16 protein-coding genes are annotated in these 15,913 nt (G+C 69.3%); 7 read left to right on the top strand and 9 right to left on the bottom strand.

The annotated features are described in order from the left end of the window. Positions 1–22 precede the first annotated feature (22 nt). Positions 23–1,027, bottom strand: coding sequence for a DUF2278 family protein (locus IPK24_03665; protein MBK8074672.1), 1,005 nt, complete (start codon positions 1,025–1,027; stop codon positions 23–25). A gap of 241 nt (positions 1,028–1,268) precedes the next feature. Here IPK24_03665 and IPK24_03660 point away from each other — a divergent pair, with 241 nt between their 5' ends. Next, complete coding sequence (locus IPK24_03660; GenBank protein ID MBK8074671.1) at positions 1,269–2,132, top strand: helix-turn-helix domain-containing protein; 864 nt, start codon at positions 1,269–1,271, stop codon at positions 2,130–2,132. Positions 2,133–2,265: 133 nt separating this feature from the next. After that, entirely contained in the window at positions 2,266–2,517 is a 252-nt protein-coding gene (locus IPK24_03655; protein MBK8074670.1) for a DUF397 domain-containing protein, read from the top strand. 692 nt (positions 2,518–3,209) lie between these two features. Here IPK24_03655 and IPK24_03650 read toward each other — a convergent pair. After that, positions 3,210–4,037, bottom strand: coding sequence for an SAM-dependent methyltransferase (locus IPK24_03650; protein MBK8074669.1), 828 nt, complete (start codon positions 4,035–4,037; stop codon positions 3,210–3,212). 145 nt (positions 4,038–4,182) lie between these two features. Between IPK24_03650 and IPK24_03645 the strand changes: the two genes are divergently transcribed. Beyond that, positions 4,183–4,848 (top strand): nucleoside/nucleotide kinase family protein, encoded by a 666-nt coding sequence (locus IPK24_03645; protein ID MBK8074668.1) that lies wholly within the window; start codon positions 4,183–4,185, stop codon positions 4,846–4,848. Between the two features lie 89 nt (positions 4,849–4,937). On the opposite strand, the gene IPK24_03640 is transcribed toward IPK24_03645, so the two are convergent. The 5 genes from IPK24_03640 to IPK24_03620 are packed head-to-tail and all read right to left on the bottom strand — an operon-like array spanning position 4,938 to position 9,601. Then, a complete protein-coding gene (locus IPK24_03640) occupies positions 4,938–5,369 on the bottom strand; it encodes an SRPBCC family protein (GenBank protein MBK8074667.1) in 432 nt (143 codons plus the stop codon). A gap of 5 nt (positions 5,370–5,374) precedes the next feature. Then, positions 5,375–6,118 carry an SDR family NAD(P)-dependent oxidoreductase gene (locus IPK24_03635; GenBank protein ID MBK8074666.1) on the bottom strand — a complete coding sequence of 248 codons (744 nt, stop codon included), beginning with the start codon at positions 6,116–6,118 and terminating at the stop codon, positions 5,375–5,377. Further along, positions 6,115–7,365, bottom strand: a complete 1,251-nt coding sequence (locus tag IPK24_03630) for a class I SAM-dependent methyltransferase (protein ID MBK8074665.1) — start codon at positions 7,363–7,365, stop codon at positions 6,115–6,117. Before IPK24_03630 ends, IPK24_03635 begins: the two co-directional genes overlap by 4 nt. Next, positions 7,362–8,090 (bottom strand): DUF1365 domain-containing protein, encoded by a 729-nt coding sequence (locus IPK24_03625; GenBank protein MBK8074664.1) that lies wholly within the window; start codon positions 8,088–8,090, stop codon positions 7,362–7,364. Before IPK24_03625 ends, IPK24_03630 begins: the two co-directional genes overlap by 4 nt. 41 nt (positions 8,091–8,131) lie before the next feature. Beyond that, a complete protein-coding gene (locus IPK24_03620; GenBank protein MBK8074663.1) occupies positions 8,132–9,601 on the bottom strand; it encodes an FAD-dependent oxidoreductase in 1,470 nt (489 codons plus the stop codon). On the opposite strand from IPK24_03620, the gene IPK24_03615 reads away from it, so the two are divergent. The 4 genes from IPK24_03615 to IPK24_03600 all read left to right on the top strand — a co-directional run bounded on the left by IPK24_03615 (position 9,588) and on the right by IPK24_03600 (position 13,359). Then, positions 9,588–10,523, top strand: coding sequence for a MerR family transcriptional regulator (locus IPK24_03615; protein MBK8074662.1), 936 nt, complete (start codon positions 9,588–9,590; stop codon positions 10,521–10,523). The two genes, IPK24_03620 and IPK24_03615, sit on opposite strands and share 14 nt — an antisense overlap. Positions 10,524–10,703: 180 nt before the next feature. Further along, positions 10,704–11,612 (top strand): ABC transporter substrate-binding protein, encoded by a 909-nt coding sequence (locus IPK24_03610; GenBank protein ID MBK8074661.1) that lies wholly within the window; start codon positions 10,704–10,706, stop codon positions 11,610–11,612. Between the two features lie 5 nt (positions 11,613–11,617). After that, the gene (locus IPK24_03605) at positions 11,618–12,559 is read left to right on the top strand and encodes an amino acid ABC transporter permease (GenBank protein MBK8074660.1); all 942 of its coding nucleotides are present in this window, start codon (positions 11,618–11,620) and stop codon (positions 12,557–12,559) included. A gap of 29 nt (positions 12,560–12,588) precedes the next feature. Then, a complete protein-coding gene (locus IPK24_03600) occupies positions 12,589–13,359 on the top strand; it encodes an amino acid ABC transporter ATP-binding protein (GenBank protein ID MBK8074659.1) in 771 nt (256 codons plus the stop codon). A gap of 59 nt (positions 13,360–13,418) precedes the next feature. On the opposite strand, the gene IPK24_03595 is transcribed toward IPK24_03600, so the two are convergent. Continuing rightward, the gene (locus tag IPK24_03595; GenBank protein ID MBK8074658.1) at positions 13,419–14,984 is read right to left on the bottom strand and encodes a methyl-accepting chemotaxis protein; all 1,566 of its coding nucleotides are present in this window, start codon (positions 14,982–14,984) and stop codon (positions 13,419–13,421) included. 96 nt (positions 14,985–15,080) lie between these two features. Beyond that, the gene (locus tag IPK24_03590; GenBank protein ID MBK8074657.1) at positions 15,081–15,863 is read right to left on the bottom strand and encodes an SDR family NAD(P)-dependent oxidoreductase; all 783 of its coding nucleotides are present in this window, start codon (positions 15,861–15,863) and stop codon (positions 15,081–15,083) included. Positions 15,864–15,913: the final 50 nt, after the last annotated feature.

Genomic DNA, 15,913 nt, shown 5'->3' with positions numbered 1-15,913 from the left:
TGGGGTGGGGACGGGGTGGGCGTCAGAAGGTGAGGGTCCAACCCTCCTGACGGGCCTGGTCGGCGGTGTAGGCGACGCCGTGCACCTTGAGACCGGCGGCATCGAGCAGCGTGATGGTGCCACCGCGGTTGCCCAGGGCGACCGCGGCGCCGGGGGTCAGCACCAGGACGGCGCCGGGAGCCAACTGACCCGCCGGCAGCGGGGCGTGCCCGCCCGCCCGGTCGACGATCGACCACCCGCTCAGGTCGACGGGCGTCGGTGAGGCGTTGAGCATGGTGACGGTCTCGGCCTCGGGCGCCGGACCCGATGGGTTGACCAGCGCCGCGATGATCCGCACCGGCTCGCTGCCCGGGGTGGGGCGCGGCGGGGCATCGGGGATCGCGTGCCCGGTCACGTCGTCCGTGTGCCAGGACTGGCTCTGGAAGGCCAGGAAGATCGCCACCCATCGGTTCTCGCCGGTGAGGTGCAGCAACAGGCCGCCGTCCTGCCAGACACCGTCGTCCCGGGCGAAGGCGGCACTGTTGCCCTGGTTCATGTGGATGTCGTGCACCCCGCGACCGGGGGTGAAACCGAAGATCTTGTCCGCCGAGGGCTCCGGTCCCCAACTCGCGCCCAGGGCGTACACCGCGATCGTGGCGTCCCCGGCGGCCCGGCGCAGGTAGTGGTCGAACAGGTCGGCCAGATCGTTGTCCTCGCCGTCGGCGTCGGCCGGCAGCAGCCGCATCGCCGCGGGGTCGAACAGGTTGCCCCGCACATAGTCGAGATGCGCTCCCTCGGCACCGGGAAGCAGTGAGGCCCAACCAGAGCCGGCAGCGGGCAACCGGGACGTGATCGGGTGTCGGAAGTCGTCCTGGACCAGGTAGAGCAGCTCGGAGGGCGACTGCTGCGACTGCACGTTGACCGCGAGCCGGGCGTGCACCCCGCTGTCGTCGACCAGGTGGACCTGATAGTGCGGGGTGTCACGGCCACCTTCACGGCGGGTGTCGAGCACCCGGCCGGCGAACACGCCGTAGCGTCCGGCGGGCAAGGCCGGGGCGGGGACAGCTGACTCGGGCATCGGGTCGACAGGCGTGGGGAGCGTCATGAAGGGTGGAGGTCACCAGCACCGGGCGTGATACGACCGTTGCCCTCGTGGTTCAGAGTGGCCACTACGGAACTGCGTTCTGTCAGTAGTCTCTCGCGTACACAAAGCACGCATCGTCGGCGAAGGGGCACGGTTTCTCGCCCAGGATGTTCGCGCAGTGACAGACTGTGCACCGGAGGTCGGGATGACGGAGCAGTCCCAGAGCAGCGTGACCGCACGACGCATGATGCTCGGCGCGCGCCTGCGACGGCTCCGTGAGCAGCGGGGAATCTCCCGCGCGGACGCCGGGTACACGATCCGCGCCTCCGAGTCGAAGATGAGCCGGCTCGAGCTCGGCAAGGTCTCGTTCAAGGAGCGGGACGTCGCCGACCTGCTGGTCTACTACGGCGTCACCGACCCCGCCGAACGCTCCGGCGTCCTGTCACTGCTGCGTGAGGCCAACCGGCCGGGCTGGTGGCGAGCCTACGAGGACGTGTTGCCGGACTGGTTCCAGGACTACATCGGCCTGGAACAGGCGGCCACCCGGATCCGCACCTACGAGACCCACTTCGTCCCGGGTCTGATGCAGACCGACGACTACAGCCGCGCCGTCATCGCCACGGCGTTGCCCCAGCCGACCGAGCCCGAGGTCGAGCGAGCGGTGGCGTTGCGCGCCGTCCGCAAGCAGCTGCTGACCCGCCCGAATGGACCGCACGTCTGGGCGGTGGTCGAGGAGGCGGCGCTCCGTCGTCCGGTGGGCTCGGAGAAGGTACGTCGTGGCCAACTGGAGCACCTGCTGGATCTGGCCACTCTCGGGCACATCACCATTCAGGTACTTCCGTTGACCCGTCATGTCCACGCCGCCGCCGGCGGGGCCTTCACCATGCTCCGTTTCGGCGAGACCGACCTACCCGACGTCGTCTACGTCGAGCACCTGCTGAGCGCGCTGTACCTGGATCGGCCGGATCACGTGAGCCGATACGCCGAGGTCATGGACCTGTTGTGCGTCGAAGCGCTGCTGCCGGAGGAAACCGTCACGTTCATCGGAGACCTGCTCACGGAGAGCTGATTACTCGAGGTCATCCGAACGGCTGATTTGCCCTACGCACCGTCACGGGTCTATCGTCGCGAAATCGCAGATGCACGAGTGAATGCACATGCATCTGCAGGCGAAGATCTCTACTCGGGAAGGGACCGCCACCATGTCGGCGATCATCAACGGGATGTCCGGCGCAGCGCTCGGCTCCCTCGCCTGGACCAAGAGCCGCCGCAGTGGCCCCACCGGGAACTGCGTCGAGATGGCCAGGCTCGAGACGGACGGCGTGGCCGTGCGCAACTCACGAGACCCTCACGGCCCGGTGCTCATCTACACGGATGCCGAGATCGAGGCGCTGATCCTCGGCGTCAAGGACGGCGACTTCGACTTCCTGTTGGACCACACCGCAGCCGGCTGACCACAGCCTGCGCCCCCCATCGGCGCGCGGACACGGGTGACCTGACCTCCCCGAGTCCGCGCGCTCTTCATGTGACGCTCGGAATCGGACGGATGGCGCCGCCCCCGTGTACAGCTGGTCACCGCCGCCGCGAACGCTCCGTGCACGACGAGGAGGACAATTCCGTCCGTTCAGGGAATGCCTGCGCCTCTATTCAACTACCTAAAGTGATGACAACGTGAGGCAGAGGGTCACCGCACCCGCTCGACCGGCCGCCGCAGAGGGCTGATTCTCGGGCAGATGCATATGCATCTGCCACTGCCGAATGACTTGCCTCCCAAGCGAAAACGCCTTCATCAGCCCCCAAAACTGGTGCACCGGCGCCATCGGCGCCGGTGCAGTGGCAACACTGCCACACCACCCCCGGGATTGACAAGTTCTCGCTACGCTGCGTGATATCACCACGGAACGTGGGCGAAGTGACGTGATCGGTGAACCCAGCCGACCGCGCCGCACGCCCGCGAGCCCCGTGCCACGGTGACGCGATGAGCGTGGAATGAACAGGGTGCACGCTGGGCGGACTCGCCCGCCGAGGTACTCGACCGCAGCGCCGTGGTGGTCAGCATGGTCGTCGGACCGGTTCAGATCGACCAGGTGGTCACCGGCCCGGGCGGCCTGCTGTCCACCGACTGTCGGGACAACTCTGGATCGACCTAGGGCTTGCGTGCCACGGCGGCCCAGCCGAACACCTCGGGCAGGTCAGCAGAGTCCGGTCGCCACTGCGGGATCGGCACCACCCCGGGGTCCACCAGGTCGAGCCCGCTCAGGAACTGTTCGGTCTGCGCCCGGGATCGGGCCACGTACGGCACCCCCGACGCCTCGGCCGACGCCGCGACGGCAGCCATCGCGGCCTCGTCGAAGTCGGACCCCGGGCCCGCGATCGCCACGTAGCTGCCGGACGGCAACCACTCGACCAGGCGCGCCACCAACCCGTAGGGATCGTCGTCGTCCCGCAGGTGATGCAGGATGCCCAGCAACATCAGGGCCACCGGCCGGTCCCGGTCCAGCGTCGCCGCCAGGTTGGGGTGCTCGAGCACCGACGCGGTGTCACGGATGTCGGCCATCACGAAGGCCGTGGCTCCCTGCGGGGTGCTGGTCATCAGCGCCCGCGCGTGCGCCAGCACGATGGGGTCGTTGTCGACGTAGAGGACTCGACACTCCGGGGCCAGGGACTGCGCCACCTCGTGCACGTTGTCTGCGGTCGGAATGCCGGTGCCGATGTCGAGGAACTGCCGCACCCCCGCCTCGGCGACGAGGTACCGGACGGCGCGCGCCAGGAAGGCGCGCTGCGCTCGGACCATCACCGGCAGCGCCGGAACCTGCTGGATCAGGGCATCGCCGACCGCACGGTCCGGTGGGTAGTTGTCCTTGCCGCCCAGCAGGTAGTCGTAGATCCGCGCCGACTGCGGACCGCCGCGGTCGCCCGCGGGAGGCCCGGCCTGGGCATCGAATCCCCCGGAACCCTGATCGTTGACGGACATGCCGGCCTCCCGAGAAACCGCACCAATGGTCGGTTGCGTACCGATACAGGGGTGTAACCCTAGCCCCACCGGCACGCGCTACCCAGCGTGGGGCGCCGGGCTTGTGCCACTGTGACGCCATGGGCGGGCGAGTCGAGGATGCATCGTGAGCGGGGCGCCGGAACGGACCGACCTCGCGGGCGCCGTCGAGCGGGTGCGCCATCTGCTGGATCGCGCCGGGAGCGGCCGCCGCATCGTGCTCGGGCTGACCGGGCCTCCGGGCTGCGGCAAGTCGACGGTGTCGGCCGCGATGGTCGAGGCCCTGCCCGCCGGCAGCGCCGTGGTACTGCCGATGGACGGCTATCACCTGGCGCAGGCCGAGCTGGAGCGGCTGGGACGCGCCGAGCGCAAGGGTGCACCGGACACCTTCGATGCGGCCGGGTTCGTCGCCCTGCTCCGCCGGGTCGCCCGGCCCGATGCGCAGGACGACGGCGCGCCGCCCGAGGTGGTCTACGCACCGGAGTTCCGGCGCGAGATCGAGGAGCCGATCGCGGGCGCGATCCCGATCGCACCCGAGGTGCCGTTGATCCTGGTCGAGGGCAACTACCTGTTGCTGGACACCGGGGCGTGGGTGGGCGTCCGGCCGTTGTTGGACGCGTGCTGGTACATCGACCCGCCGGACGACGTCCGGCTGGAACGCCTGATCGCCCGTCACGTGGCGCACGGCCGGTCACCGCAGGCTGCGCGGGAGTGGGTGTTCCGCAGCGACGAGGCGAACGCGCGGGTGATCGCCACGACCCGCGACCGGGCCGACCTGCTGATCGCACTCTAGACCTCCGTGATCATGCAATCCGTGCACGTTTTGTGCATCGTTTGCATGATCACGGCGGGTTTGTGCACGGATTGCATGATCACCGGGGGTCAGGCGAGTGTCATCAGGGCTCTGCGCATGCCGACCGCGGCCTCGTTGCCCAGCCGCTGTAGCGCCGGGCCGATCAGCGGACCGAGGAACCGGGCCACGCCGACGAAGGTGAAGTCGGCGATGTAGGTCACCTCGGTGCCACCGTCGACCTCACGAAACTCCATGACGTCGATCGCGGTCACCGTCTTGTTCACCCCCCGTAGCCTGATGCGTTGCGGGGCAACGTGTTCCGCGACGGTATAGATCAGTTCTGTCTGACGGCCCAAGAAACGTGAGGTGTTGCGATACCGGGTCCCCACACCGCCGTCACCGTCGATCAGCTCGGTGCGCACCGTGCCGGGATCCCACTCGGTGGTGGTGGTGAAGTCGGCCAGGTAGCCGAAGACCACGGGCACCGCGACCGGAACCTGAACCACTCGTCGAATGTGCATCTCGCTCAACCCTCTCGACGCCACAACCAGGCCCATACCCGCACCGGCACGAACCGGGCGAGCTTCATCACCACAGCCATCGGCAGTGGGAAGACGATCTCGTGACGCCCCCGCTCGAGACCGTCACAGATCGCCCGCCCCGCCGCGTCCGCGTCGATCAGGAACGGCATCGGGAATCGGTTGCGGTCGGTCATCTCGGTTCGTACGAACCCCGGGCAGATGGTGACCACCCCGATGCCCCGCCGGCCCAGCGAGATCCGCAACGCCTCGAACAGGTTGATCTGGGCGGCCTTCGTGGCGCCGTAGGCCTCCGAGCCGGCCAGGCCCCGGTACCCGGCCACCGAGGCGATGCCGGCCACCACCCCGCTGCCCCGCGCGAGCATGCCCGGCAACACCGCCGCCAGGGTGTTGTTGGTACCGCCGAGATTGACCTCGACGTGCCGCTCGAACTCGTCGGCGTCCCACTCGGTGGCCCGCATCGCGCTCCAGTAGCCGGCCGAGATCACCACCAGGTCGAGAGGCCCCAGCTCGGCAGCCACCGTGGCAGCCGCTGCCGCCATCGCCGCCCGATCGGTGACATCGGCGGGGACGACGAGCATGCGGCCCCCGGCGACATCCTCGAGCTGATCGGCCCGACGGGCCGAGATCGCCACCCGCGCACCACGATCGGCCAGTTCTCGTGCCACGGCCGCGCCGATGCCGCTCGAGGCACCGACGACCCACGCGACGCGTCCGGCGAGCGCGCTCACGCCGTCCGCCGCAGTTGCAGTTGACTGACGTCGAGGTACCCCGACCGGAACCCGGCCTCGCTGTAGGCGAGGTACAGCTCCCACATACGCCGGAAGGTGTGGTCGAAGCCCTGTCCCTGGATCTCGGCCCAGTTCTCCATGAACTGGTTGCGCCACAACCTCAGCGTGTCCGCATAGTGCCCGCCCAGATCCCGCCGGGCGGCGATCTGCAGCCCGGTGTGCTGGGCCAGGGTCTGTTCGACCAGTCGGAGCGACGGGATCAGGCCGCCGGGGAAGATGTACTTCTGCACCCAGCCGAAGGTGTGCCGGGTGGCCAACACCCGTTCGTGAGGCATGGTGATGGTCTGGATCGCCGCTGTACCACCCGGCGCGAGCAGCCGGTCGAGGCCCGCGAAGTAGGTGGGCCAGTACGCCTCTCCGACCGCTTCGAGCATCTCGACGCTCACGATGGCGTCGAAACGGCCGCTCACCTCGCGATAGTCCTGCAGCCGCACCTCGACTCGGTCGGCCAGGCCCTGGGCATCGATGCGCCGCCGAGCCTCGGCCAGCTGCTCCTCGGACAGCGTCACCGTGAGCACCCGGGCGCCGCGCTGGGCCGCCCGGATGGCCAGCGCCCCCCACCCGCTGCCGATCTCGAGCACGGTGCTGCCGGCGCGCACCTGAGCCAGGTCGAGCATGGCGTCGATCTTGTGGAGCTGGCCGACCTCGAGGTCGGCCAGGCTCGCCCGCGGGCTGCCCTCGGGGAACCAGGCGCTGGAGTACGTCATCGTCGGGTCGAGGAAGGCGGCGAACAACTCGTTGCTGAGGTCGTAGTGCGCCGCGATGTTGCTCCGGGCACCACCGACGGTGTTCTCGTGTTCGGTCGGCAACGGGCGATCGACCAGTGCCCGCAGTCGTTGCACCGGACGAGGGACCAGCGATCCCAACCGTGCCGCGAACGGGGTCAACAGGTCGGCCAGATCGCACCCGTCACCGGCTCGCCAGTCACCGGCCATGTAGGCCTCACCGAAGCCGATCTTCGTGTCCCGGGCCAGGCGGGAGAAGAACGCCGCCGGACGGACCACGACGAACTCGGGTGCCCCATACTGCTCGGCGGCACCGCCGACCAATCGTCCGTCGGGGTAGCGCACCCGCACCGGAACGCTGTGCGCAGCCTGGTCGAACAACCACCGCGCCAGACGTGCACCGACGTGGGGCCCAGGCACCGAGGCAATGGCCGGCCAGGGAGCGGCAGAGGAACAGCTCACGATCCGATTCCTTTCTGCGGGACATGGTTCGGACGAGGAATCACCGGGAGGCGACGCAGCCAGAGCCGGATGCCGTGCCAGCGGATCAGGGCCGACACCCGCTGCGGCATCACGGGGTGACGGAACACCGTGCGCACCACGGCACCCGGTGTCGCCGGGCGTGGAACCCCCCGGAACGAGCCCGAGAACTCCACCCGGCCATCCCGGCGCAGCACCACGGAGGTGGCGACCTGCTGCGCGGTGAGGCCGAAGGTCAGGGTGTACTCGCCGGTCACCTCGAAGAACGGCGAGACGTAGAACTCCTTGCCCACCACGGCGTTGCCATCGGCATCGGGGCGCACCACGTAGACGTGACGCTCGCCGTAGGTGTTGTGCACCTCGGCCAGCACGCACTCGAGGGTGCCGTCACCGGAGTAGCACCAGAAGACCGAGATCGGGTCGAACAGGTACCCCAGCACGCGTGCGCCGGACAGCATGACCACCCGGCACCGCTGATCGAGCTGAATCCCCTCGAGCCGTAAGAAGTTCAGGACGTTCTCGCGAATGGGCAGCGCGGGGTCACCGAAGTGATCCCCACTGCGGAAACCCGCGAACGGACGCAGCGGCCAGGGCAGCACGGGCAGCGAGTCGAGATCGACCAACCACAGGTATGCACCGTGACGGAAGCCGTCCACCACCGGTCGGTGACGGTGGTGTGTCACGGTGCCGCGGACCAGAGCCGGCAGCACCAGCCCCGGCGAGACCTCCCACGAGGTGACGGGCTGGCTCACCAGTGGACCCCGAAGTGCGCCGCGGCCGCCACCCCCGAGGCGCAGCCGTCCTCGTGGAATCCGAAGCCGTGATAGGCACCGGCGAACACGGTGCGATCGGTGGCCAACTGCGGCAGCCGCGCCTGAGCGGCGATCACCTCGCGGGTGTAGACGGGGTGGGTGTACTCCATGCGCGCCAGGACGGCCTCCGAGGCGATTCGGTCGCCGTCGTTCAGCGTCACCAGATAGGGATCGGACTCGGTGATCCCCTGCAACCGATTGGACCAGTAGGTGACCTGGGTGGGGGCGTCGGCGACCCAGCACTCGGACATGGAGTAGTTCCAGGAGGCCCGCGCCCGTGGCGCGTTCGGCAGGATCGAGGTGTCGGTGTGCAGCACCGCGCTGTTGCGGGAGTAGACGAAGGCCTTCAGGGTGTCGATCTCGAGCTGGGTCGGGTCGGCGAGCAGGTCCAGCGCCTGATCGGGATGCGTGGCGATCACGACGCGGTCGACCGTCGTGCGACGCCCGGTGGCGTCATGGATCTGGACGCCCTCAGAGGTCCGGTTCACGTTCACCACGGGGCATCCCGATCGGACGTCGGGGAGTCGCTCGACGATGCGTTGGACGTAGACGGCCGAGCCGCCCTGCACGGTGAACCACTGGGGCGAGTTGCCCACGGACAACATGCCGTGGTGCTCGAGGAACCGGAACAGGTAGTGGGCGGGGTACTCGAGTGACAGCGCCCGGCCGGTCGACCAGACACACGAGACGACGGGTACCGCATAGTGCGCGATGAAGTAGGCGTCGAATCCGTTACCGGCGAGGAACTCCCCATAGGTCGTCCTGTCGTCGCCCGAGCGCAGGAAGGCGCCGGCGACGCGATGGAACCGCTTCACCTGCACGAGCATGCGCACGAAGGAGGGGTCGACCGCCCGTCGGCCCTGAGCCAGGATGCCACCGGCTCCCCGGCCACCGGCGTACTCCAGGCCGCACCCCCGGCAGCGCACGCTCATGCTCATCTCGGTCGGGCGCACGGCGACCTCGAGTTCGGCGAACAGCCGGCGCAACGCCGGGTAGGTGCGGTCGTTGTGCACGATGAACCCGGAGTCCACCGCGTGTCGCACTCCGGTCGCCCCCACCAGGTGGTGGGTGTGCGCGTGCCCACCCCACCGATCCTCTGCCTCGAAGAGGACGACGTCGTGAGTGCGTGACAGCAGGTGAGCGGCGGTCAGGCCGGCCACCCCGGACCCCACCACGGCCACCGAGGGACGGGCACCACGCACGGCCGGCGGAGCCGGTCGGTGCGCGGGGAGGGGATCGGTGCTGTCAGGGCCTGTGGTCACGTGTCGCCTCGTCTCGAGCCCGGGCCGAGCCAGGTGCCCGGAGTGGGGATTCTTCGGCGGAGGAATCCCCACGCTAGACACGTGTAGAGACTCTGTCAAATGTTTGTCGAAGGTAGATAGAATCACCGCCGTGAGCGCAGCCATCACCCCCTCCCCCCTGATACGCATCGGCGAACTCAGTCGACGCGTGGGGGTCAGCGAGCACACCCTGCGTGCCTGGGAGAGCCGCTACGGACTCCTGCAGCCGATCCGCTCGACCGGTGGGTACCGCCTCTACTCCCCCCGGGACGAAGCCGTGGTGCGCCGGATGACCACCCTGATGACCACCGGCCTGTCCGCGGCCGAGGCGGCGGAGACCGCCCTGGCCGGAACTCCGGCACCGACCCTGACCGACCACGTCGAGCCCGTCGGTGCCGTCGCGGAGCCCGCTCACGAGAGTGTCGATCAGGGCTCCGTGGCGGTCGGGGTCCGTCAACTCACGGTCGCCCTGGCCCGCTTCGACGAGCAGTCGGCGCACGCCGTCCTCGATCGACTCTTCAGCGAACTGGCCGTGACCACGGTGCTGCGCGACGTCGTCCTGCCCTATCTGCACGACCTGGGTGAGCGCTGGGCGCGCGGCGAGGCGAGCGTGCCCCAGGAGCACTTCGCCAGCAATCTGATCCGCGGCCGGCTCGCCGCCCTCGCCACCGGTTGGGGTAGCGGCAGCGGCCCGCTGGCCCTGGTTGCCTGTCCCCCACGAGAACCCCACGACCTGCCGTTGATGATCTTCGGAGTGACCCTTCACCGCATGGGTTGGAGGGTGCTCTACCTGGGCGCGGACACCCCCGGACGAGCCCTGACCGAGGCCGCCCAGACCGCCGACCCGGCGCTGGTCGTCCTGGCGGCCACGCACCCCGAGCGGTTCGAGGCGATCCGCGACGACTTGCGCGACCTGGCCCACGGCCGGCGCCTGGTGCTCGCCGGACGCGGCGCCGACGGCCGATTCGCCGCCGAGGTGGGCGCGACGCACGTCACTGCCGACCCGGTGTCGGCCGCGCTGGAGCTCGGCATCGGCCGCTCACACTGAGGCGTCATTCGTCACCGGATCGCCCATCCGATCGATCGTTTCCGTTCCCCACAGGGATCACAGGTTCATTTCCGAGGGCCCGTCCACCTGCCGCCCGGGGCCGTCATGGGGCAGGCTCGGAGCACATCCGCCGGCGCGCCGGCCCGGCCGCCGGATCTGTCGTCACTGCTGGAGCGCCTGATGCGTCGTCGCACCCTTCCCCTTCTCCTGCTGGCCGGGCTGACCGCCACGACCGGTCTGACCGCCTGCGGCTCCGACTCGCTGTCGCAGCCGTCCACCTCCGCCAGCGCGGCCGCCTCACCGTCCGCCGCCGGCAAGGACGACGCCCTGGCCGCCAGGCTGCCGGAGAAGATCAAGACCGCGGGCAAGATCGTCGTGGGGACCGACGCGACCTACGCCCCGAACGAGTTCCTGGACACCGATGGCAAGACGGTCAAGGGCATGGACGTCGACATCTTCAACGCCGTGGCTCAGAAGCTGGGCGTCACCGTGGAGTGGGTGCCGGCCAAGTTCGACTCGATCATCCTCGGGGTGAGCAGCGGAAAGTACGACGTCGGCGTCTCGAGCTTCACCATCAACGACAAGCGCAAGCAGCAGGTCAACATGGTGAGCTACTTCAATGCCGGCACCCAGTGGATCGTGCCCAAGGGCAACCCGAAGAAGGTCGACCCGAACAACGCCTGCGGCCTGAACATCGGCGTGCAGACCGGCACGGTGCAGGCCGACGAGGACCTGCCGGCCAAGAGCAAGGCATGCGTCGCGGCGGGCAAGCCGGCGATCAACCCGATCGTGGACGCCGACCAGGGCAAGGTGACCACCTCGGTCATCTCCGGCAAGGCCGACGCCATGCTGGCCGACTCCCCGGTGGGCCTGTGGGCCGCCAAGGAGACCGGCGGTCAGCTCGAGGCGGCCGGCGACATCTACGACGCCGCCCCGTACGGCTTCGTGATCGACAAGAAGCAGACCGACTTCGCGCAGGCCATCGCCGACGCGCTGAAGGCGCTGGACGCCGCGGGCAACTACAAGCAGGCACTGGCCACCTGGGGCAACGAGTCGGGAGCGATCACGGACTTCAAGGTCAACCCGTGACCTCGATGACCGACACCGATCGGCCGGGCGTCATCGACGCCCGGCCGGTCCGGCACCCGGGTCGCTGGGTGGCGATCGCCGGGATCGCCGTCCTGGTCGCCATGATGATCAACTCGGTGGTGACCAACCCGCGGTGGGACTTCCCGTTCGCCTTCCAGATCATGCAGCAGCGACCGGTGATCAACGGCCTGTGGCTGGGCACGATCGTGGGCACCGTCGGCTCGATGCTGCTGGGGGTCGGACTCGGTGTCGTGATCGCCATCATGCGGCTGTCCGACAACCCGGTGCTGCGGGGGGTGTCCTTCGTCTACACCTGGTTCTTCCGGGCCATGCCGCGCTACGTCCTGCTGGTGATCCTCGGCGTCGGGGTCGCCTTCCTCTACCCCGAGATCCGCATCGGCATCCCGTTCGGGCAACAGATCTCGGCCGCACTCGGCCTGGGCTGGGACATGACCTTCTTCGGGCTGGACTGGAACCGGATCTCGAGCACGATCTGGGTCGGCATCCTCGGCCTGGGCCTGTCCGAGGCCGCCTACATGGCCGAGATCGCGCGCGCAGGCATCCTGTCGGTCGACCCGGGCCAGCGCGAAGCGGCCCAGGCGCTGGGCATGAGCACCAATCGCACCATGCGCCGCATCGTGCTGCCCCAGGCGATGCGGGTGATCGTGCCACCGACCGGCAACGAGACCATCGCCATGGTCAAGGACACCTCGCTGCTGGTGGCCGTCCCGGTGATCGTCGAGCTCTACTACCAGGCCTATCAATTCGGCCAGCGGGCCTTCAAGATCATGCCTGCCCTGGTGGCGGCCACGCTGTGGTATCTGATCATCTGCTCGCTGCTGATGGTGGTACAGACCTACCTCGAGCGCTACTTCGGTCGCGGGTTCGGTGAGGCCAAACCCAAGAACCCCCGCTTCGCCCGCGGCGCGGGTATGGGAGGTGCCTGATGACGGCAGTGGAACCCACCTCGTCCGGCATGCCGCTGGTGCACGCGGTCAACGTCACCAAGGCCTTTCACGGCACCAAGGTGCTCCAGGGCATCGACATGGACGTCAGCGCCGGCCAGGTGGTCTGCCTGCTCGGCCCGTCGGGGTCGGGCAAGACCACCTTCCTGCGCTGCATCAACCAGCTCGAGACCATCGACGGCGGCCGGATCTGGGTGGACGGCGAGCTGATGGGCTACCGGGATCAGGGCGGCCGGCTGCACCGGTTGACCGACAAGCAGATCGCCGCGCAGCGGCGCGACATCGGCATGGTGTTCCAGCGGTTCAACCTGTTCCCGCACAAGACGGCGCTGGAGAACGTGATGGAGGCGCCGATCCAGGTCAAACGGGAACCGGCCGGTGAAGTGCGCGAGCGCGCTCTGAAGCTGCTGGAACGTGTCGGGCTGCAGGACAAGCCCGCCGCCTACCCGGGGCAGCTGTCCGGCGGACAGCAACAGCGGGTGGCGATCGCCCGGGCGCTGGCCATGCGGCCCAAGCTGATGCTGTTCGACGAGCCCACCTCGGCGCTGGACCCGGAGCTGGTCGGTGAGGTGCTCGCCGTGATGCGCGAGCTCGCCGTCGACGGCATGACCATGATCGTGGTGACCCACGAGATGAGCTTCGCCCGGGACGTCGCCGACGAGGTGGTGTTCATGGCGGACGGTGTGGTGGTCGAGAAGGGACCCCCCGCCCAGGTGATCAGCAATCCGCGCCACGACCGCACAAGGGCCTTCCTGGGACGGATGCTCGACGAGAACCACTGACGGCCACCCGACCGGCCACCCGACCAGCCCACCGACCAGCCACCCCGAGTGCGAGCAGATCAGACCGTGAACCGGCGGATCTGCGCGTTGACCTGAACAGCCACCGCCGACAGCGCGACCGCCACCCGCTCGGTCTCGTCGGCGCCGCGGGAGGTTTCCCCCGTCGATCCCGCGATGTCGTGCATGCTGGCGTTGATCCGGTCGGCGCCGCGCGAGACCTCGCTGACGTTGCGGTTGATCTCGGAGGTGGTGGCCGATTGCTGCTCCACCGCGGCAGCGATCATGCCGGTGTTCTCGTTGATCCGGTCGATCACCGCGGTGATGTCGGCGATCGACTCGGCCGCGGCAGCGGTGATCGACTGGATGGTGCTGATCTTGTCGGTGATGTCCTGGGTGGCCCGGCCGGTCTCCTGCGCGAGTTCCTTGACCTCGGTGGCGACGACCGCGAACCCCTTGCCGGCCTCGCCGGCACGCGCCGCTTCGATGGTGGCGTTCAACGCCAGCAGGTTCGTCTGCTCGGCGATCGCCGTGATCGCCTGCACGATCTCACCGATCTCCTCGCTGGCCCGGTTCAGTTCGACGACCGTGGCTCGAGTGGCCGAGGCCCCACGTGCCGCCTCGGCAGCCACGGTGGACGCCGTCGCCGTCTGGCCGGCGATCTCGCCGATCGCGGCCTCCATCTGCTCGGTGGCCTCCGACATCGCCCGGACGTGATCGCTCACGTCACGAACCGAGTTGCTGGCCTCATGGGTCTGCCCCGCCGTCATGGAAGCAGCCCTGCCGAGGCTGGTCGAGAGCTGGTTCAACCCCGAACACTCGGTGGCCAGTGCCGCGGCGGCCGCTCCGGCGTCCGTGATGGTCTCGCCGATCCGTTCCAGGGCCACGTTCACCGCGCGGGACATGGTGCCCAGTTCGTCCCGGGTCGTCACCGGCACCCGCACCGTCAGATCGCCCTCGGCCACCTGGAGCAGGGCGCTCTCGACCCGTCGCACCGAGGTCACGATGGTGCGGCCGAGGATCCAACTGAACACCGCCAGGACGGCGATCGTCCCGCCACCGATCCCCAGCGTGAGCCAGCGCGCCGTGCGGGCGGTGGACAGCATCTGCCGCTGCTGATCCTCGACGGCGGCGAGCATGTCCTCGTCGATGCGCCCCAGCGACTCCTCGAGGGCGTCGAACTGCTGCAGGAACACCGGTAGCCGCCGCTGTGCCGCGGCGCGGTCACGCCCGGCGAGCGAGACGAGTTGGGTGGCGAGCTCGCCGTACTGCTGCACCGCGGGCAACGCGTCGGCGTACTCGGCCTGCAACGGGGCCGGGGCGGCAGCCGCAGCGGCCCGGAGGTGCGCCACCATGTCCGTGGCCTTCTCGCCCACACCCTCGACGTCCAGACTCGTGCGCTCTGCTGGGCTGGTCGCGTAGAGCGCGGACATCACGTCGGCCCGGATGCCGTCGTGCATCATGTCGGCGTTCCACTGACGTGACATCCCTGCGCTGACCCTGGCCATGGTCTGAGCGGTCTGGGACTGTCGCTGCCCTCCGTAGAGAGCGATGCCACCGACCAGGGTGATGGCTCCGATCCCGATCAGGGCGGCGGCAGTCAGGCGACGGGCAACGGTGACCCTCATGCGGCACAACTCCAGACGAGACGACAGGTGGACCGTGTCGCTATCTCCTCGGACGTCGGGCCGAGCACCTTGATGCGAACTGCGGCGATCGCAGGCTCAGCGGGGCGCCAGCCGCAGCGCGCCGTCCAGCCTGATCACCTCACCGTTGATCATCGCGTTGGACACCACGTGCACCACCAGGTCGGCGAACTCGGACGGCCGGCCCAGCCGCGCCGGGTGCGGGGTCTGGTGCCCGAGTGAGGCCCTGGCGTCCTCGGGCAGCCCCGCCACCATCGGGGTGTCGAAGGTTCCCGGCGCGATGGTGACCACCCGGATCAGCGAGGGCGCCAGGTCACGGGCCGCCGGCAGGGTCAGTCCGACGACGCCCCCCTTGGACGCCGCATAGGCCGCCTGTCCGATCTGGCCGTCGAAGGCCGCCACCGAGGCGGTGTTGACGATCACGCCACGCTCGCCGTCCAGGGGTTCGGCGGTGGCGATCCGTTCGGCCGCCAGGCGCAGCAGGTTGAACGTCCCGATCAGATTGACGGTCACCACCTGGCTGAACACCTCCAGCGAGTGCACCCCTCGGCGGCCCAGGATGCGCATCGGTGGGGCGATCCCGGCACAGTTGACCGTGACCCGCAGCGTGCCGAGGCCTGCGGCGGCGTCCAGGGCCGCGGTGACGTCGTCCGGGCGGGTCACATCGCCGGGCACGAAGGCGGCCCGCTCCCCCAGGTCGGCGGCCACCGCGGCGGCCGCCGAGCCGACGAGGTCGAGCACGACCACGGCGAACCCGGACCGGTGCAGTGCCCGCGTCGTCGCCTCGCCGAGCCCCGAACCACCCCCAGCCACGACCGCGACCGGAGTATCGGGGCGGGCGAGCAAACTGTCGAGCTGCATGACGGGCATCGTGTCACCCGTCCGGTGGCCCGGCGCAACCCCTCGCCACC

Source organism: Kineosporiaceae bacterium (assembly GCA_016713225.1).
In the GTDB taxonomy this organism is placed as follows: domain Bacteria; phylum Actinomycetota; class Actinomycetes; order Actinomycetales; family Kineosporiaceae; genus JADJPO01.
This window is presented reverse-complemented; position numbering and strand designations above follow the sequence as displayed.